This is a genomic window from Starkeya nomas, assembly GCF_902703545.1.
Lineage (GTDB): Bacteria > Pseudomonadota > Alphaproteobacteria > Rhizobiales > Xanthobacteraceae > Ancylobacter > Ancylobacter moscoviensis.
The window spans coordinates 1,243,735-1,262,161 of record NZ_CACSAS010000001.1 but is presented as its reverse complement, the minus strand read 5'-3'; the positions used below and the strand labels follow the sequence as shown (position 1 = coordinate 1,262,161).

The 18,427-nt window shown below is 68.6% G+C and carries 17 protein-coding genes; 7 read left to right on the top strand and 10 right to left on the bottom strand.

From position 1 onward, the window contains the following. The first annotated feature begins 123 nt into the window (after positions 1-123). Both ybaK and STARVERO_RS06050 read left to right on the top strand, forming a co-directional pair. Positions 124-597: a Cys-tRNA(Pro) deacylase gene (ybaK, locus tag STARVERO_RS06055; RefSeq protein ID WP_159598243.1), complete on the top strand. Its 474-nt coding sequence runs from the start codon at positions 124-126 to the stop codon at positions 595-597. Between the two features lie 113 nt (positions 598-710). Continuing rightward, positions 711-872, top strand: a complete 162-nt coding sequence (locus STARVERO_RS06050) for a hypothetical protein (protein WP_159598242.1) — start codon at positions 711-713, stop codon at positions 870-872. Here the strand turns inward: STARVERO_RS06050 and eutC are convergent. Both eutC and STARVERO_RS06040 read right to left on the bottom strand, forming a co-directional pair. Next, complete coding sequence (gene eutC / locus STARVERO_RS06045) at positions 838-1,650, bottom strand: ethanolamine ammonia-lyase subunit EutC (RefSeq protein ID WP_159598241.1); 813 nt, start codon at positions 1,648-1,650, stop codon at positions 838-840. The genes STARVERO_RS06050 and eutC overlap by 35 nt on opposite strands. Continuing rightward, positions 1,647-3,035: an ethanolamine ammonia-lyase subunit EutB gene (locus tag STARVERO_RS06040; protein ID WP_144343630.1), complete on the bottom strand. Its 1,389-nt coding sequence runs from the start codon at positions 3,033-3,035 to the stop codon at positions 1,647-1,649. The genes eutC and STARVERO_RS06040 overlap by 4 nt, the downstream gene beginning before the upstream one ends. 193 nt (positions 3,036-3,228) lie before the next feature. Between STARVERO_RS06040 and STARVERO_RS06035 the strand changes: the two genes are divergently transcribed. The 3 genes from STARVERO_RS06035 to STARVERO_RS06025 all read left to right on the top strand — a co-directional run bounded on the left by STARVERO_RS06035 (position 3,229) and on the right by STARVERO_RS06025 (position 5,944). Then, entirely contained in the window at positions 3,229-3,972 is a 744-nt protein-coding gene (locus STARVERO_RS06035; RefSeq protein WP_159598240.1) for an alpha/beta fold hydrolase, read from the top strand. 110 nt (positions 3,973-4,082) lie between these two features. Next, positions 4,083-5,138, top strand: a complete 1,056-nt coding sequence (gene speB / locus STARVERO_RS06030) for an agmatinase (protein WP_159598239.1) — start codon at positions 4,083-4,085, stop codon at positions 5,136-5,138. Then, complete coding sequence (locus tag STARVERO_RS06025) at positions 5,138-5,944, top strand: carbon-nitrogen hydrolase family protein (RefSeq protein WP_159598238.1); 807 nt, start codon at positions 5,138-5,140, stop codon at positions 5,942-5,944. Before speB ends, STARVERO_RS06025 begins: the two co-directional genes overlap by 1 nt. A 168-nt stretch (positions 5,945-6,112) precedes the next feature. Here the strand turns inward: STARVERO_RS06025 and oxlT are convergent, their stop codons facing one another. Further along, positions 6,113-7,420 (bottom strand): oxalate/formate MFS antiporter, encoded by a 1,308-nt coding sequence (oxlT, locus tag STARVERO_RS06020; protein WP_144343634.1) that lies wholly within the window; start codon positions 7,418-7,420, stop codon positions 6,113-6,115. 597 nt (positions 7,421-8,017) lie between these two features. Between oxlT and STARVERO_RS23335 the strand changes: the two genes are divergently transcribed. Continuing rightward, complete coding sequence (locus STARVERO_RS23335) at positions 8,018-8,161, top strand: hypothetical protein (protein ID WP_186291968.1); 144 nt, start codon at positions 8,018-8,020, stop codon at positions 8,159-8,161. A gap of 148 nt (positions 8,162-8,309) precedes the next feature. After that, the gene (locus STARVERO_RS06015) at positions 8,310-9,659 is read left to right on the top strand and encodes an MFS transporter (RefSeq protein WP_159598237.1); all 1,350 of its coding nucleotides are present in this window, start codon (positions 8,310-8,312) and stop codon (positions 9,657-9,659) included. 48 nt (positions 9,660-9,707) lie between these two features. On the opposite strand, the gene STARVERO_RS06010 is transcribed toward STARVERO_RS06015, so the two are convergent. From STARVERO_RS06010 to kdpF, 7 genes are all read right to left on the bottom strand, one after another. Next, on the bottom strand, positions 9,708-10,277 hold the full coding sequence (locus STARVERO_RS06010; RefSeq protein WP_159598236.1) for a VOC family protein: 570 nt from the start codon (positions 10,275-10,277) through the stop codon (positions 9,708-9,710). Between the two features lie 65 nt (positions 10,278-10,342). After that, positions 10,343-11,026, bottom strand: coding sequence for a response regulator (locus STARVERO_RS06005; protein WP_159598235.1), 684 nt, complete (start codon positions 11,024-11,026; stop codon positions 10,343-10,345). Continuing rightward, complete coding sequence (locus tag STARVERO_RS06000) at positions 11,023-13,722, bottom strand: sensor histidine kinase (RefSeq protein ID WP_159598234.1); 2,700 nt, start codon at positions 13,720-13,722, stop codon at positions 11,023-11,025. The genes STARVERO_RS06005 and STARVERO_RS06000 overlap by 4 nt, the downstream gene beginning before the upstream one ends. A 12-nt stretch (positions 13,723-13,734) precedes the next feature. Continuing rightward, positions 13,735-14,358, bottom strand: coding sequence for a potassium-transporting ATPase subunit KdpC (kdpC, locus tag STARVERO_RS05995; RefSeq protein ID WP_159598233.1), 624 nt, complete (start codon positions 14,356-14,358; stop codon positions 13,735-13,737). Positions 14,359-14,368: 10 nt separating this feature from the next. After that, on the bottom strand, positions 14,369-16,453 hold the full coding sequence (gene kdpB, locus STARVERO_RS05990; RefSeq protein ID WP_159598232.1) for a potassium-transporting ATPase subunit KdpB: 2,085 nt from the start codon (positions 16,451-16,453) through the stop codon (positions 14,369-14,371). A gap of 23 nt (positions 16,454-16,476) precedes the next feature. After that, the gene (gene kdpA / locus STARVERO_RS05985) at positions 16,477-18,186 is read right to left on the bottom strand and encodes a potassium-transporting ATPase subunit KdpA (RefSeq protein ID WP_159598231.1); all 1,710 of its coding nucleotides are present in this window, start codon (positions 18,184-18,186) and stop codon (positions 16,477-16,479) included. A gap of 45 nt (positions 18,187-18,231) precedes the next feature. Then, positions 18,232-18,348 (bottom strand): K(+)-transporting ATPase subunit F, encoded by a 117-nt coding sequence (gene kdpF, locus STARVERO_RS05980; RefSeq protein WP_200837705.1) that lies wholly within the window; start codon positions 18,346-18,348, stop codon positions 18,232-18,234. Positions 18,349-18,427: the final 79 nt, after the last annotated feature.

The following is an 18,427-nucleotide window of genomic DNA, read 5'->3' as shown; positions in this document are numbered from 1 at the left end:
GCGGTTAAGGTATCCAAAGCGTTACGGACGCAGGCCATCGGGACGCCGCCACTTCCCTCGCGGCGTCCATCGTGCTTCACGGTCGTACGGCGCGGGGCGTCGCGCGATTGACGGGAGTTTGCGGTGTCGAAAGCGACGCGCGCCACGAGGGCGCTGGAGCAGGCGGGGGTCGCCTTCACCGTTCATGTCTACGACTACGATCCCGACGCGGACCGTATCGGTCTCCAGGCTGCCGAGGCGATCGGCGAGACGCCGGATCGCGTGCTGAAGACCCTGATGACGCTCGTCGACGGCAAGCCGGCCTGCGCGATCGTGCCTTCCGACCGCGAGATCTCGATGAAGAAGCTCGCCGCCGCCCTGGGCGGCAAGGCCGCGCAGATGATGAAACCGGCGGATGCCGAACGGATCACCGGCTACAAGGTCGGCGGGATCAGCCCCTTCGGGCAGACGCGGCGGGTGCCGGTGGTGATCGAGGTGGCGGCGCTGGCTCATGCGCTGGTCTATCTCAATGGCGGCCAGCGCGGCCTTCAGGTGCGGCTGAAGCCGCAGGACGCCGCGGTTGCGCTCGGCGCGGTCGCCGCGCCGGTCGTGGCCTGAGCGGCGGACGGTCTTTACCGGCCGCTTATGCCGCAAGGTCACATTTCCAATCGCGATCTTACGGCCTCGCGGCCAAATCTCCTCCAGAGCCGATCCCGGCCATGGAGGAGACCATGCTTCTGAATATCCTTGTGCGAAAGCTGCTGACGGCCCTTCGCCATCTCGACGCTCGCCTGACGGATGCCACCTACCGGCACGGGCGCTACTGCGTTGCCGACGGCAAGCTGCGTGCCCGCACCGTTACGCAATCCGGGGTGCCGGCGGCTGGCCGTTGACCAGCAACAGGTCGCTCTCGTCTTTCAGCGCCACACCCGTCAGCCGCCGCGCCAGTGCCTCGCGCAGCAGCCAGGCGAGCTTGAAGGCGGCATGGGCGTGGGAAAGCCCCTCGCTCCGCACATTCGAGATGCAGTTGCGCTCGGCGTCGGTACGCCCGGCCTTTGGCGCGAAAGTGAGGTAGAGGCCAAGGCTGTCGGGCGAAGACAGCCCGGGGCGCTCGCCGATCAGCACCACGACCGCGGAGGCCTTCATCAGCTCGCCCGCCTCGTCCCCCAGTGCCACGCGCGCCTGACTGGCGATCGCCACGGGGCCGACGCTCCATCCCCCTTCCGCCAGCCGCATCTTGAACTCGGTCAGGAACGGCACGGCCTGCGCGTGGATGGCGGTCGAGGAAAGCCCGTCTGCGACGACGATCGCGACATCCACCGGATCTCCGGCCCGGTCGCGCAACATGGCGCGGCTCTCTTCCGACAGGCGCCGTCCGAGGTCGGGTCGGCGCAGATAGGCGTCGCGCGCCGGCGCCGCCGAGGCGATCTCGACCGTCTCGAAGCCGAGCGTGGCGATCTCGCCGGCCATGCGGGCGGAATCGAACGGGGTGTGCACCGCGTCGCGCGCCTGCGCATGGGCCAGAGCGAAACGCAGCACCTCACGCGTCGGCAGCCCCGCCCCTGCCCGGCCGAGCGCGATGCGTGCCGGCGTGGTGCCGGCGAGCTTGTGCCAGGCATCCTCGATCACGTAGTCGGCCGGCAACGCCTCCTCGTTCACGCGGTTGCTCATGCCGCCAGCTCCGGTGCGGCGGCGAGCAGGGGATGGTTGCCGCGATGGGCTTTCAGGCGCCCGTCCGGCCCGGTGATGCCCATGCGCTGCAGCCACGCCTCGAACTCGGGCGCCCGCTTGAGGCCCAGCACCTCACGCAAGTAAAGCTGGTCGTGAAATGAAGTAGACTGGTAGTTCAGCATCACATCATCCGATCCGGGGATGCCCATGATGTAAGTTACGCCCGCCGCACCAAGCAACGTCATAAGCGTATCCATGTCATCCTGGTCGGCTTCGGCGTGGTTGGTGTAGCAGACGTCGCAACCGAGTGGCACGCCCATCAGCTTGCCGCAGAAGTGGTCCTCCAGTCCGGCGCGAATTATCTGTTTTCCGTCAAAGAGATATTCCGGCCCGATGAAGCCGACGACGGTGTTCACCAGCAGTGGCGAAAAGGGTCGCGCTACGGCGTAGGCGCGCGCTTCCAGCGTCTGCTGGTCGACCCCGTGATGGGCGTTCGCCGAGAGAGCCGAGCCCTGCCCGGTCTCGAAATACATTACGTTGTCGCCGAGCGTGCCGCGCTTCAGCGACAGCGCCGCCTCCCGCCCCTCCTTCAGCGTCGCGAGCGAGATGCCGAAGGAGGCGTTCGCCGCCTGCGTGCCGGCGATGGACTGGAACACCAGATCGACCGGCACGCCGCGATTGATCACCTCGGTCGAGGTGGTCACATGGGTGAGCACGCAGGCCTGCGTCGGAATGTCGAAGCGCTGGATGATGCCGTCGATCAGCTTGAGCAGTTCGCTGAGCACCGGCACGCTGTCGGATGCGGGATTGATGCCGATCACCGCATCGCCGCAGCCATAGAGCAGACCATCGAGGATGGAGGCGGTGACGCCGGCGGGATCGTCGGTCGGATGGTTCGGCTGGAGCCGCACCGCCATTGTACCGGGAAGCCCGATCGTGTTGCGAAACTTCGTGACCACCCGGCATTTCCGGGCGACGGCGATCAGGTCCTGATTGCGCATCAGCTTGGAGACGGCCGCCGCCATCTCCGGGGTGACGCCCGGCGCGATGGCGGAAAGGACCTCGCTGGTCGCCACGCCCGACAGCAGGAAGTCGCGGAAATCGCCTACCGTCATGTGCGAGATCGGCCGGAAGGCGACCTGATCATGCGTGTCGATGATCAGCCGCGTGACCTCGTCGTCTTCGTAGGGAACCAGCGCCTCGCTGAGAAAGGCCGTCAGCGGCACCTCGGCGAGGCACATGCGGGCGGCCACGTTTTCCTCCGCCGAGGCGGCGGCGATGCCGGCCAGCATGTCGCCGGAGCGGATCGGGGTCGCCTTCGCCATCAGTTCCCTGAGATCGGCGAAGACATAGGCATGCGGCCCGACCACATGACGATACGGCATGTTTCAACCACCTCTGTCGGCGCTCTGTGCTCATTCCGGCGCCATGACCAAAACGTACTCCGACGCAGCATACCGTGAAAGCGCAACTTCCGTCCTTCATCGGCGGTACGCCGTGGCATACCAGGCTGGACGGCACACGCCGCGCCCGCTACCACGCGGGCAATGAGCACCGGACGATACGGGGAGACACGCCATGGCGACCTTCATTCTCATCCACGGCTCCTGGCAGTGGGGCGGCTGCTTCATGAAGGTGGCGAACATCCTCGCCGCCGCCGGCCACGCCGTCATCACCCCGGACCTCGCCAGCCACGGCTTCGACACGACGCCGACCGCCGCCGTCACCGACATCTCGATCTACGCTGCCCCCGCGCGCGCGGCGCTGGAGGAGATCGAGGGCAAGGCGATCCTCGTCGGCCATTCGGTGGGCGGGGCGACCTGCACCTGGCTCGGCGAGGAGATGCACGAGCGTATCGAGGCGCTGGTCTACCTGACCGGCTTCATGGCGCCGAACGGCAAGACCGCCCGTGACTTCGTGATGACGCCGACCTATCTCAAGAATCCGGCCATCGTGGAGACACAGGGCATGCTGCGGCTCGGTAAGGAAGGGCTCGGTCTCGACCTCGCCCGTCGCGACCTCATTTCCCGCTCGCTCTATTCCGACTGCACCGAGCACGACATCGACCGCGCCATGGCCAATGTCGTGCGCGTCACCCCGCACGCACCCTTCACGGCGGTCTCGGCGATCACGCCGCACCGTTTCGGCCGGCTGCCGCGCCACTATGTCGAATGCCTTCGGGATCGCGGCCTGCCGCTCGCCGTGCAGCGCGAGATGCAGGCGGCGGTGCCCGGCGCGCAGATGCACCAGCTCGACACCGGCCACTCGCCCTTCCTCAGCGCGCCGGAAGAGGTGGCGGAGATCTTATTGAACATCCGCTGAGCCCGCCGGGACACACTCAGCGTCATCCGACGAAAGACGGCCTCGTGCCCCCTCCCCGATGACGCCGGGTCCGGGTAGCCTCACCGGACTTCCAGAAGCACGAGGCAAGAATGTCCGATCGGGAAAAGCTCGAAAAGCTGCGGGCCAAATATGCGGGCGTGGGCGGCGGTGTCGTCTACGACCCGACCTTCAAGCGCGTTGCCGAACTCCAGTTCAAGGACGGCGAGAAGCGCGTCTGGCCGTGGGCGAATGCCGCCACGCTGCTCGACGCGCCCTACCGGCCCGACGCGCCGGAATTGCCGGATTTCGCCGGGCTCGACGTGGCGCTGATCGGCGTGCCGATGGATCTCGGCGTCACCAACCGGGCCGGCGCCCGCCTCGGCCCGCGCGCCGTGCGCTCCATCGAACGCATCGGACCCTATGAGCATGTGCTGAACATGGTGCCGGCGGCGGAAGTGAAGGCGGCCGACATCGGTGACGTGCCGTTCCGCTCCCGCTTCAGCCTCGATAGCTGCCACGAGGACATCGAGGCCTTCTACAAGAAAATCGTCGGCGCCGGCGTCGTTCCGCTCTCGGTGGGCGGCGACCATTCGATCACCGGCTCGATCCTCAAGGCGGTCGGCGAGAAACGGCCGGCCGGCATGCTGCACATCGATGCGCATTGCGACACCAGCGGCACCTATGAGGGCGCCAAGTTCCACCACGGCGGTCCCTTCCGCAACGCGGTGCTCGATGGCGTGCTCGATCCCGAGCGTACCATCCAGATCGGCATTCGCGGCGGCGCCGAATTCCTGTGGGAGTTCTCCTACGACAGCGGCATGACGGTGATCCACGCCGAGGAGGTCACCGGCATGGGTGTGCCGGCGATCATCGAAAAGGCCAGGCAGGTGCTCGGCACCGGCCCGGTCTATGTCTCCTTCGACGTCGACAGCCTCGACCCCGCCTTCGCGCCGGGCACCGGCACGCCGGAGATCGGCGGCCTCACCTCCCGCGAGGTGCTGGAGCTGCTGCGCGGCCTCAATGGGCTCGACGTGATCGGCGGCGACGTGGTGGAGGTCGCTCCTCAATACGACGCCACCAGCAACACCGCCCATGCCGCCGCGCAGGTGCTGTTCGAGATCTTCTGCATGTCGGTGACGGCGCTGAAGGCACGGCGGGGCGACTGATGCGGCTCGCTCTTCTGCAGACGGCGGGCGATCCCGCCAACCGGCCGGCCGCCAATCTCGACCGGCTGGACGCGGCGGCGGCCGCCGCCGCGGAACAGGGCGCGGACCTGCTGCTGGCGCCGGAGATGTTCCTCTCCGGCTACAATATCGGCCGCGATGCCGCGCAGGCCCTCGCCGAACCCGCCGACGGGCCGAGCGCGCGGCGGGCCGCCGAGATCGCCCGCACCCGCAACATCGCGCTTTGCTACGGCTACCCCGAGCGCGGCGGGGATGGCGCGATCTACAACGCCGCGCTACTGCTCGACCGCAACGGCGCGCCCTTGCTGAACTTCCGCAAGACGCACCTGTTCGGCGATCTCGACCGGGAGATGTTCGCCCCCGGACCCGGCACGGCGGAACTCGCGGAGATCGACGGTTACAGGCTGGGAATCCTCATCTGCTACGACGTCGAGTTCCCGGAAGCGGTGCGCGCCCTGGCGCTCGGCGGCGCCGATCTCGTCCTCGTGCCGACCGCCAACATGAAGCCCTACGACGCCGTCTCCCATTTCGTGGTGCCGGCCCGTGCCTTCGAGAACGAGCTCTATGTCGCCTATGCCAACCGCTGCGGCAGCGAGGGCACGCTCGACTATATGGGGCTGAGCTGCGTCGGCGATCCCAATGGCGGCAATCTGGTGCTGGCGGGCGAAGGCGAGGAATTGATCGTCGTCGATCTCTCCCCCGAGCGGCTGGAGGCCGGCCGCGCGCTCAACACCCATCTGCGCGACCGGCGACCGGAGGTCTATGCGGGAGTGACCGGCGAGCGCTGAGCAATATCACACCGTCATCCCCGGGCCTGTCCCGGGGATCCACGCCTTTCTCCTGATACGAGCCAAGGAAGGCCTGGATGACCGGGCCAAAGCCCAGCCATGACGGCGCTCTGAATCAAAAAAGCGCCGGGTACTGCCCGGCGCTTTTCGTTTCTCTCTTCGACGGTTTCAGTGCGCGGGCGACTGCTGGCCGACCGCCGCCCCGACGCCCTCCGCCTCCACCGCGCTGCTGGCGATGAAGCGCGCGCGCAGCGGCTTCAGCACGAACATGGCGAGGAAGGCCGCCGCCGCATTGAGCCCGACCGCGATGGCGAACACCGCGTACCAGCCATAGGCGGCCGCCACGATGCTCGCGAGCGGCACCAGCAGCGCCGCCGTACCCTTCGCCGTGTAGAGCATGCCGGCATTGGTCGCGGCGAATTTCGAGCCGAACGTGTCGCCGCAGGTCGCCGGGAACAGCGAGTAGATCTCGCCGAACACCCCGAAGAAGCAGGCCGTCGCCAGCACGAACACCAGCGGGTTCGAGCCGTGATAGACGAGCAGCAGCAGCATCGCGGCCGCGGTGCCGAAGGCGATGAACATGGTGTTCTCGCGGCCGATCCGGTCGGAGACGTAGCCGAAGATCGGGCGGCCGAAGCCATCGAAGATGCGGTCGAGCGAGATCGCCAGCGTCAACGCCACGGCCTGCAGGCCGAGAAGGTTCACCGGCACGTCGGCGACGCCGAGGTCGTGCGCGATGGGGCCTATCTGCGCCGCCGCCATAAGGCCGCCGGAGGCGACCATGACGAACATGAGGTAGAGCAGCCAGAACACCGGCTTGGTCACCGTCTGCGAGGGCTGGTAGTCGACCTTGCTCTGCGGCAGGCTCAGCGCCTTCTTCGGCGCGGCGATCTTGTGCTTGGGCGAACGCAGGAACAGCGACAGCAGCAGCACGATGGCGCCCTGCCCGATGCCGAACCAGAAGAACGCCGCCTGATAGCCGTGCGCGGCGATGGTGTTGGCGATCGGCACCACGGTCAGCGCCGCGCCGGCGCCGAAGCCGGCCGCCGTGGCGCCGGCCGCGAGGCCGCGCCGGTAGGGGAACCACTTCAGCGCGTTGCCGACGCAGGTGCCGTAGACGGCGCCCGCCCCGATGCCGGCGAAGACCGCGCCGGCATAGAGCATGGCCAGCGAGGTGGCGTAGGAATTGACGATCCAGGCGAGGCCGATCATCACGCCGCCGAACATCACCACGACGCGCGGGCCGTAGCGGTCCACGAACCAGGCCTCGATCGGCACCAGCCAGGTCTCGGTCAGCACGAAGATGGTGAAGGCGGTCTGGATCGCCGCGCGGCCCCAGCCATGGGCCTGGTCGATCGGATCGACGAACAGCGTCCAGCCATATTGAAGATTGGCGATCATCGCCATGCAGAGAATGCCGCAGGCCAGCTGGAACCAGGGTTCCCAGGCGCGTGCGGTCGATGAGCTCGCTTCCATTGACGTTTCCTCGACCTGTTGGACAAGCGCGGCTCTTTTCGGCCGCTTACGGGATCGCAATCGCGCGTATGAGGCGCGGCAAAGGACGCATGTCCGGATGCGCAAGGACGGGCCCCGCCGCCCGCCGCCTATACTTACCAAACGTCAAATAGTTACGTTCAGTAAGACTTTGAAAGTTCCAGACACGCGCCGTTTGACCAATGCATGACAGATATCAGTTCTTGAAATGGATTCAACATGAAATATACCAAGGTATGTTTACCTAACGATACCTATCCATCTCTTCGATGATGCCGCCAGTTCATGCAACATTACGTCGTAGCGGAAGCGATTGTTTTTCAGCGCGCACGGCGCCGCGTTATGTGTTGTTCCGCCGGCCGATGTCTTGCGCGGCGCATGCCGCAGCGGCGGATGGCGACCAATGCTTTCCGTCTTGCACGGCATCGCCGGCATGTGCCGGACCGCCGCCGCGGAGGCCGGGCGATGCGTTGCGTCATCCGCAGGGGAAGGCGTCCGGGAACCGTCCCGGCGCTTCCGGCGTTCGGGTACCGTTGCGGCGCTGCCGTGACGGGGATGAACCGGAAACGGGAGAGCCAGATGAACCGGACCCTGCTGACCGTCGCCGTCGTGGTGCTGGCGGGCGTGGCCGCCTTCTTCGCCTACCGGGCCTATGAGCGCGACCGGAACTCGCTGCAGATTGAGGTCGGCCCGCAGGGGGTGAAGGTCGATCCCCCCGGCTGAGGCGGGGAAAGGCCGATGCGGCGCGCCGTCCGTTCGAAAGTATGAGCCCGGCCCGCTGCATTTGCCGGCTTCGTGGTCTAAAAGGGCTTCCGAAACTTGCCGTCCCGCGTCCCGTTGCCCGGCCGGCCTGCCGTTTTCGGAGCCTTGAATGTCTTCCACCCTTGTCGCCCCGCATTCCGGGGCCGTTGCCAATCCGCGCTCCCGCGTCATCCTGGCGAGCCTGATCGGCACCACCATCGAGTTCTACGACTTCTACGTCTACGCCACGGCCGCGGTGCTGGTGTTCCCGCACCTGTTCTTCCCGGCGGGCAACGACACGGCGGCGCTTCTCGCCTCCTTCGCCATCTTCGGCGCCGCCATGGTGGCGCGCCCGCTCGGCGCGATCTTCTTCGGCCATCTCGGCGACAAGCGCGGGCGCAAGGCGACGCTGGTCGGCGCGCTGCTCACCATGGGCGTCGCCACCTTCCTCATCGGTTTGCTGCCGACCTACGATCTCGTCGGCTGGTTCGCCCCCGCGCTGCTGGTCGTCATGCGGCTCGCCCAGGGCTTCGCGCTCGGCGGCGAGTGGAGCGGCGCGGCGCTGGTGGCGACGGAGAACGCCCCGCCCGGCAAGCGCGCCGTGTTCGGCACCTTCCCGCAGCTCGGCGCGCCGATCGGCTTCATCCTCGCCAACGGCCTGTTCCTGATCATCGCCGCGGTCATGCCGTCGGAGGATCCCTCACGCCCCTCCGACGCCTTCCTCAACTGGGGCTGGCGCATTCCCTTCCTGTTCTCGATCGTGATGGTCGCCATCGGTCTGTGGGTGCGTCTCAACCTCGTCGAGAGCGCCGCCTTCGAGAAGACCGTCAAGGCCGGCAAGGTCCACAAGCTGCCGCTCGCCTCGGTGTTCCAGACACACTGGAAGGAGCTGATCCTCGGCACCTTCTACATGCTCGCGACCTACGTCCTGTTCTACCTGATGACGACCTTCTCGCTGAGCTACGGCCGCGCCGGGGTGAACGCCGGCCTGCCCGGCCTCGGCTACGATTACACGACCTTCGTGCTGATGATGATCATCGGCGTCGTGTTCTTCGGCATCTTCACCATGCTCTCGGGGCCGTGGGCGGATCGCTGGGGCCGGCGGCGTACCCTCATCTGGGTGACGCTCGGCATCGTCGCCTTCGGCCTCGTCTGGGTGCCGATGCTCGCGGCCGGGCCGGCGGGCGTGATGGCCTGGCTCATCCTCGGCTTCAGCCTGATGGGCATGACCTTCGGCCCGATGGGCGCCCTGCTGCCGGAACTTTTCCCGGCCAATGTCCGCTACACCGGCTCGGGCATCGCCTACAACGTCTCGTCGATCCTCGGCGCGGCGGTGGCGCCCTTCATCGCGGTGGCGCTGTGGAGCCTCGGCGCCGGCAGCCCGTTCTGGGTGGGTGTCTATCTCTCGTCCATGGCCGTGCTGACGCTGATTTCGCTGCTGCTCGGCCACGAGACCCGCGACGTCGACATGGAAGCGTGAGCGACTGCCGGGAGCCTGCCGCGCACGTGGTCGGCTCCCGGCAGTCTGTCAGTTCGCCGACGATGCGCCTCGCCGTGCCGCGCGCATGGCTTCGCACTGCGCATGGAAACGTTCCGGCAGCTCTTCCTCGTCGAGCTCCTCGATGCGAGTCAGCAGCCGCCAGAAATGGCCGGACGGATCGTAGAACTGCGCCAGCCGGTCGCCCCAATAGCCGTCCTGCGGCTTTCCATCGGCGATCTGCGGCGAGGCGCCAGCGGCGACCGCCCGGGCGAAGATGGCGTCCACATGGTCGACATAGAGATTGATCCCCGTCGACGGTGCCCCGGCGGAAAGCGGCGAGCGCGGCCAGTCGGCGCGCGGCGCCTCGCCCCAGCGGGGATTTTCCTTCACCACCGTCAGATAGGCGCCGGCCAGCTCCATCTCCGACGAGAGCGGTTCCTCGCCCGGCGCCTCGCCATGATTGTGCATGTAATTACGGCGCAGCTCCCGCGCGCCCAGCACGTCGCGATAGAAGTCCGCCGCCGCGGCCACGTCCCGCACGATCAGCGTCATGCCGAACTGCCCGACCGCCTGCCTGCCCCGGATCGCCATCATCCCCTCCACCGAATCGCCGTTCATGCAATGTTCCCAGCGTCCAGCAGGGCAAGCAAGCGCCGGGGCCCCGGCCGAGGCACGCGGCGCGGCTAGTCGCCCGCCCGGTAGCCGATGCCGGGCTCGGTGACGATCAGCGCGGGATTGGCCGGGTCGGCCTCCAGCTTGGTGCGGAGCTGGCCGACATAGACCCGCAGATACTGCGTGTCGTGCTCATGCGCCGGCCCCCACACGTCGCGCAGGATCTGGCGATGGGTCAGCACCTTGCCGGCGTGGCGGGCGAGGAAGGCGATCAGCTCGAATTCCTTCGGCGTGAGCTTGATCTCCGCGCCGTCGCGCACCACCCGATGGCGGGGAATGTCGATCTCGATCCCGCCGAGCCGCAGCACCGGCGTCTCGCCCTTCTCCTGCATGCGATGGCGCAGAGCCGCCCGCAGCCGCGCCATCAGTTCGCCGATGCCGAAGGGCTTGTTGACGAAATCGTCCGCCCCGAGGTCGAGCGCCTCGATCTTCTCGATCTCGCGGTCGCGCGCCGAGAGCACCACGACCGGCACGTCCGACCATTCGCGCAGGCGCCGGAGCACCTCCTTGCCGTCCATGTCCGGCAGGCCGAGGTCGAGCACGATGATGTCGGGCCGCCGGTTCACCGCGAGCGACAGCGCCTGCGTGCCCGTGTCGGCGCGCATGGCCTCATAGCCGTTCGCCGCCAGCGCCGGCGCCATGAAGCGATGGATGGCCGGCTCGTCGTCGACGACAAGCACACTGATCCCGCTCATGCCGCCTCCTCCTCCGCCGGTGCCTCCGGCGGCAGCGGCAGCCGCAGGGCGATGCGCGTGCCGCGCCGCTGGCCCGGCGCCGGGCTACGGGCGGAAACGCTGCCGCCATGGGCCTCGACGATTCCCTTGGTGATGGCAAGGCCGAGCCCCGAGCCGTCGCCGCCATCCCCGGAGCCGCGCGAGGCGCGCACGAACTTCTCGAACACATGCGGCAGGGTCTCGACCGGGATGCCGGGCCCGTCATCGGTCACCGCGATCACCAGCTGCCCCTCGATGACGGTGGCGGAGAGGCCGATGCGTGCCTCCCGTCCGGCATAGCGTACGGCATTGGCGACGACATTGCCGAGCGCCTGGTCCATCAGGCTCTGGTCCGCCTGGATCAGCGGCAGGTCGGGCGCCGCCGTCACCACGAAGCGCTGCGTCGCGCCGCGCCGGCGCACCGCCGAGACCGCGCGGTTCATCAGCTCGACCGCATCGACCCAATCCTTGTGGATCTCCAGCGCCCCCGCCTCCAGCCGCGTCATCGACAGGAGGTTGCGCACCATCTGGTCGAGGTTCTCCGCCTCCTCGCGCATCTGCACCAGAAGGTCGCGGCGGGTCTCCGCCGGTATTTCCGGCCCGTAGTCGATGAGGCTGGTCGCCGCGCCGAGAATGGAAGCGAGCGGGGTGCGGAAATCGTGGCTGATCGAGGCGAGCAGGATGTTGCGCACCCGCTCGGTTTCGGCGGCGGTGCGCGCCCGCGTCACCTCGGCCGACAGCATGGTGCGCACCAGCGCCGCCGCGGTCTGCTCGCACAGCGAGCCGAGGATGCGCTCGCTTTCCGCGTCCAGCATGGGCGTCTCCAGATCGCGCTCGATGCCGACCACGCCGATATGCGCCCCGCCCTCGGCGGCACCGAGCGGCTGGAACAGCCAGGGCACGCGCGGCAGCGTGCCGGTGCCCGCCCCCGCCGCCTCGCCATGCTCGAAGGCCCAGGCCGCCGCCGTCATCGAGCCGGTGTCGAGCCGGTCCTCGGGTGGCCAGGCGGCGGCGATGGAGAGCTCGCCATGTTCCGACAGCAGGATCACGCTCGGATGGCCGAGCGCCGCGTGCAGCTCCACCGCCGCGGCCTCGGCGACAGAGGTGCGGTCGGCGAGCGAGGAGAGCTTGCGGGTGAACTCGTAGAGCCGCCGGGTCGCTCGCATGCGCTGGGCGGCGATGCGGGTCTGCTCGCGCGCCTGCCCGGCGAGAGCCGAGATGATCACCGCCACGATGAGGAACACCAGCAGCGCCAGCAATTCGTGCGGGCGGGCGACGGTGAAGGTATCCACCGGGTCGATGAAGAAGAAATTATAGGCGAGGAAGGACAGGCCGGAGGCGGTGATCGCCGGCCAGACACCATAGAGCAGCGCCGGCAGCAGCACGGCGAGCAGATAGAGCATCGAGACGTTGGGCAGCGGCACGAACCGAGACAGGAACAGCCCGACCACGGTGGCGATGCCCACGCCGAGCGAGGCCGCGACGTAGCCCATGAACGGCCCCGCCGGCGGCAGGGCGAACCGGCGGCGCGCCGGCACCTCCCCCGCCTCGGCGGTGACGACGTGGATCGCCACGCCGTCCGCCCGCTTCACCAGGACATCCGCCAGCGAGGCGCGCAGCCATGAGGTCAGCCGGCGCCGCCGCGCCTTGCCGATGATGATCTGGGTGACGTTCTCGAAGCGGGCGAAGCGCAGCAGCTCAGCGGCGACGTCCGCCGCGACCAGCGACCGGGTTTCCGCGCCGAGCGTCTCGGCGAGCCGCATGCCGGCCTCCAGCCGCTTGCGGTCGCTGCCGGACATGACGTAGCCCGGCCGCTCGACCGTCACCGCGAACCAGCTCGCATCCATCAGGTCGGCGAGGCGCTTGGCCTCGCGCACAACGCGCTCGGCGGCGATGTCCGGCCCGACGCAGACCAGCAGCCGCTCGCCGGCCGCCCAGGGCCCCTCGATGGCCGAGCCCTGCATGCGCTCGACGAGATCGCTGTCCACCCGCGCCGCCACCCGGCGCAGCGCCAGCTCCCGCAGAGCGGTGAGGTTGGACGGCTTGAAGAAGCTTTGCGCGGCGCGGGTCGCGGTGTCCTCGACATAGACCTTGCCGTCCGCCAGACGCTTGATCAGCTCGTCGGAGGGCAGGTCGACGAGGATGATCTCGTCCGCCTTCTGCAGCGCCGTGTCCGGCACGGTCTCGCGCACCCGGACCCCGGTGATCCGCTGCACCACGTCGTTGAGGCTTTCGAGGTGCTGGATGTTGAGCGTGGTCCACACGTCGATGCCGGCCGCGAGCAGATCCTGCACGTCCTGCCAGCGCTTGGGGTGCCGGCTGCCGTCGACGTTGGAATGGGCGTATTCGTCGACCAGCAGCAGACCCGGGCGGCGGGCCAGCGCCGCCTCGAGGTCGAACTCCGGCACCAGCCGTCCGCGATAGGCCATGCCCTTGCGCGGGAGGATCTCCATCCCCTCGACCAGCGCCTCGGTCTCGGCCCGGCCATGCGTCTCGACGATGCCGACAACGATGTCGCCGCCCGCGGCCTTGGCGGCGCGGGCGGCGGAGAGCATCGCGTAGGTCTTGCCGACCCCGGGGGCGGCGCCGAGATAGATGCGCAGCTTGCCGCGCGCCTCCCGCTCGGCCGCCGCGAGCAGGGCTTCCGGGTCGGCGCGCGGCGGATCCTGTGCGCTCATGAAGCCTTTCCGTCAGGAGCCCGACACAGTGGCCGGCGCCGCCTCGCCCGGAGCCGGGCGGCCCGGCGCCTGCGGCGCGGCCGCGTCCAGCGCCATATTGAGCGCCAGCACGTTGACGCGCGGATCGCCGAACACGCCGAGCGGGCGCTTCTCTATGTGCGCCGTGACGAGATCGCGCACAAGGGCCTCCTCCACGCCGCGCGCCCTGGCGATGCGCGCAACCTGGGCGAGAGCGTTCGCCGGCGAAATATCGGGATCGAGGCCGCTGCCCGAGGTGGTGACGGCGTCGGCGGGGATCTGCCCCTCGACGCCGGCCCCCCGCAGTGCCGCCGCGTCGGTCTTCAGCCGTTCCGCGAGCTTGGCGCTGGTCGGGCCGAGATTGGTGCCGGAGGAGGCCGCGGCGTCGTAGCCGTTGCCGGCGGCGGACGGACGGGAGCGGAAATAGCCCTCCCCGGCGAAGCCCTGGCCGATCAGCCGCGAGCCGACGACCACGCCGTCCTTCTCGACGAGCGAGCCGCGCGCCTGCGCCGGGAACAGCGCCTGCGCCACCTCGGTCATCGCCAGCGGATAGGCGATGCCGGTGAGCAGGGTGAAGGCGATGAGCAGCGTCACCGCCGGACGGAGTTGAGCGAGCATGATGGTCTCCTCAGGCGAGGCCGATCGCCGTGATGGCGAGGTCGATGAGCTTGATGCCGACGAAGGGCAGCACGATGCCGCCGCCGCCATAGATCAGCAGGTTGCGCGCCAGCACCGTGCCGGCCTCCTGCGCGCGGTACTTCACGCCCCGCAGCGCCAGCGGGATCAGCGCGATGATGATCAGCGCGTTGAAGATGACCGCCGACAGGATGGCACTCTGCGGCGTCGACAACCCCATGACGTTGAGCAGGCCGAGCTCGGGGATGGCGGCGATGAACAGCGCCGGGATGATGGCGAAGTACTTCGCCACGTCGTTGGCGATGGAGAAGGTCGTCAGCGCCCCGCGCGTCATCAGCAATTGCTTGCCGATGCCGACGATCTCGATGAGCTTGGTCGGATCGCTGTCGAGATCGACCATGTTGCCCGCCTCGCGCGCCGCCTGCGTGCCGCTCTGCATGGCCACGCCGACATCGGCCTGGGCGAGCGCGGGGGCGTCGTTGGTGCCGTCGCCGCACATGGCGACCAGCCGGCCGTGGCGCTGCTCGGTGCGGATATAGGCGAGCTTGTCCTGCGGGGTGGCCTCGGCGATGAAATCGTCGACGCCGGCTTCCGAGGCGATGGCGGCGGCGGTGATGGGGTTGTCACCCGTCACCATCACCGTGCGGATGCCCATGCGGCGAAGCTCGGCGAAGCGGTCCTTGATGTCGGGCTTCACCACGTCCTTGAGATGGATGACGCCCAGCAGCCGGCCGTTCTCGGCAAGGCCGAGCGGCGTGCCGCCGGAGCGGGCGATGCGCTCCACCGCCGCGTCGAAGGCCGCGACGCCGGTCGCCGCCTGCGGGTCGACCGAGAGCACGAAGCGCTTGATGGCGTCGACCGCACCCTTGCGGATGCGCCGGCCGTCGACATCCACGCCCGACAGGCGGGTCGAGGCCGAGAAGGGCACGAAGGACGCCCCGTCGAGCGCCACGCGGTCGGCGGCGATGCCGAACTTCTCGCGCGCCAGCTCCAGGATGGAGCGCCCTTCGGCCGTCTCGTCGGCGAGGCTCGCCTGCACGGCGATCACCGCCGCCTCGTGCTCGTTGATGCCGGGAACGGGGATGATCTCCGACGCCATGCGGTTGCCGAAGGTGATGGTGCCGGTCTTGTCGAGCAGCAGCGTGTCGACGTCGCCCGCCGCTTCCACCGCGCGGCCGGACATGGCGAGCACGTTGTGGCGGATGAGCCGGTCCATGCCGGCGATGCCGATGGCCGAGAGCAGGCCGCCGATGGTGGTCGGGATCAGCGTGACCAGCAGCGCGACGAGGATCGGCACCGGCACGTCGGCGGCGGAATAGCGGCCGAGGCCGGCGAGCGAGACCACGGCGATCAGGAAGATCAGCGTCATGCCGACGAGCAGCACCGAGAGCGCCAGCTCGTTCGGGGTCTTCTGCCGCTCCGCGCCTTCGACCAGCGCGATCATGCGGTCGAGGAAGGAGGAGCCGGGCGCGGCGGTGATGCGAACCACCAGCCAGTCGGAAATGACTGTGGTGCCGCCGGTCACCGCCGAGCGGTCACCACCCGACTCGCGGATGACGGGCGCCGACTCGCCGGTGATCGCCGCCTCGTTGACCGAGGCGATGCCCTCGACGATCTCGCCGTCGCCGGGGATCAGGTCGCCCGCCTCGACCAGCACATGGTCGCCGACCTTGAGGTCGAGCGCCGAGATCCGGTCATGGGCGGTACGGGCGGCCGGATCACCCAGCCGCTTGGCCACCGTGTCGGTGCGGGCCTTGCGGAGCGAATCCGCCTGCGCCCTGCCCCGCCCCTCGGCGATCGCCTCGGCGAAGTTGGCGAACAGCACGGTGAACCAGAGCCAGGCCATGATCTGGCCGGTGAAAGCCAGCGGATTGCCGACCAGGAAGTCCCGCACGAACAGCACGGTGACGAGGGCCGCGACGATCTCGGTGACGAAGATCACCGGGTTGCGCATCAGCACGGCCGGATTGAGCTTCACGAACGCGTCCCGGATCGCCCGCCCGATCAGCTCGGGCGAGGCGAAGGCGGAGCCGCTTTTCGCGGAGGCGGATTTTGCGTGGGGGGAAGCGGTGGACATCGAATGTCTCCGAACGCGATCTGTCAGAAGGTCTTGCCGGCCAGCATCTGCACCTGCTCGGCGATGGGGCCGAGGGCGAGAGCGGGGAAGAACTGCAGACCGCCGAGGATCAGGATGACGCCGACCAGCAGGCCGACGAACAGCAGCCCGTGGGTCGGGAAGGTGCCGGTCGAGGCGGTGAGCCGCGTCTTGGAGGCGAGCGAGCCGGCAATCGCCATCATCGGCACGATGTAGGCGAAGCGCCCGAGCAGCATGGCGAGGCCGAGCGTGGTGTTCCACCAGGGGCTGTTCGCCGAGAGGCCGCCGAAGGCCGAGCCGTTGTTCCCCGCCGCCGAGGAATAGGCGTAGAGGATCTCCGACAGGCCGTGCGGTCCGGCATTGCCGAGGCCGGAAAGCGCGGTCGGCAGAACCGCTGCCACTGCCGAGAAGCCGAGGATCGCCGTCGGCAGGATCAGCACGGCGAGGATCGCCATCTTCACCTCGGCCACCTCGATCTTCTTGCCGAGATATTCCGGCGTGCGCCCGACCATCAGCCCCGCCACGAAGACGGCGATGATCGACATGACGAGCAGGCCATAGAGGCCGGAGCCGACGCCGCCCGGCAGAATCTCGCCGAGCTGCATCAGGAACATCGGCGCGAGCCCGCCCAGCGGCGTGAAGGAGCCGTGCATGGCGTTGACGCCGCCGTCCGACAGGCCGGTGGTCACTGCCGCGAAGAGCGAGGAAGCTGCGAGGCCGAAGCGGACCTCCTTGCCTTCCATGTTGCCGCCGGCGGGATCGACGCCCGCCGCGAGGAGCGAAGGGGTGCCCGCCGCTTCCGCCCAGTAGGCGACCGCGATGCCGGCGACGAGGATGACGGCGATCGTCGCGATCAGCGCCCGCGCCTGCCGGCGGTCGCCGATGAGGCGGCCGAAGGCGAAGACGAGCGCCGTGGAGACGACCAGCATCTGCCAGATCTCCAGCGCGTTGGAGAGCGCGGTCGGGTTCTCGAACGGGTGCGCGGCGTTGACGTTGAAGAAGCCGCCGCCATTGGTGCCGAGCTGCTTGATCGCCATCTGCGTCGCGACCGGCCCCATGGCGATGGTCTGCTGCGCGCCTTCCAGCGTGGTCGCGGCCGCCGTGGCGTCGAGCGTCTGCGGGACGCCCATCCACACCTGCACCAGCGCCGTGATGACGGCGAGCGGCAGCAGCACATAGAGCGTCGAGCGCGTCATATCGACGAAGAAATTGCCGACGGTCGAGGCATTGGAGCGCGCGAAGGCCCGCACCAGCGCGACCGCCAGCGCGAGGCCGGTGGCGGCGGAGAGGAAGTTCTGCACCGTGAGCCCGGCCATCTGGCTGAACAGGCTCATGGTGGTCTCGCCGCCATAGGACTGCCAGTTGGTGTTGGAGACGAAGCTCACCGCAGTGTTGAAGGCCAGGTCGGGGCTCACCCCGGCAAAGCCGAGCGGGTTGAACGGCAGGAAGCCCTGAAGCCGTAGGATGGCATAGAGCAGCACCAGCCCCGCCGCGTTGAAGGCGAGCATGCCGAGCGTATAGGCGAGCGCGCCCTGTTCGCGCGCCGGATCGACGCCGGCCAGGCGGTAGAGACCCCGCTCGACGGGGCCGAACACGGTCGAGAGCAGCGTGCGCTCGCCGGCATAGACGCGCGCCATATACGCGCCGAGCGGCACGGCCGCGACGACGACGAGCGCGAGGACGATGGCTATCTGGAGCCAACCGAGAACGGTCATGATGGATGCCTTTCGGCGGAAGTCTTCGGAAGGGGGAGATGCGCGTCAGAACTTCTCGGGCCGCAGCAGGGCGGCCACGAGGTAGACGGCAAGAGCCAGCGCGACGGCGCTGCCGAGAACGAGGTCGAACATCGCCTCACCCCTTCGACACGGTGCGCGCATAGATCGCCATCAGCAGGAAGAAGCCGACGGCGATGGCGAGATAGATGAAATCGAGCATGATCCAGCTCCTTCTATTGAG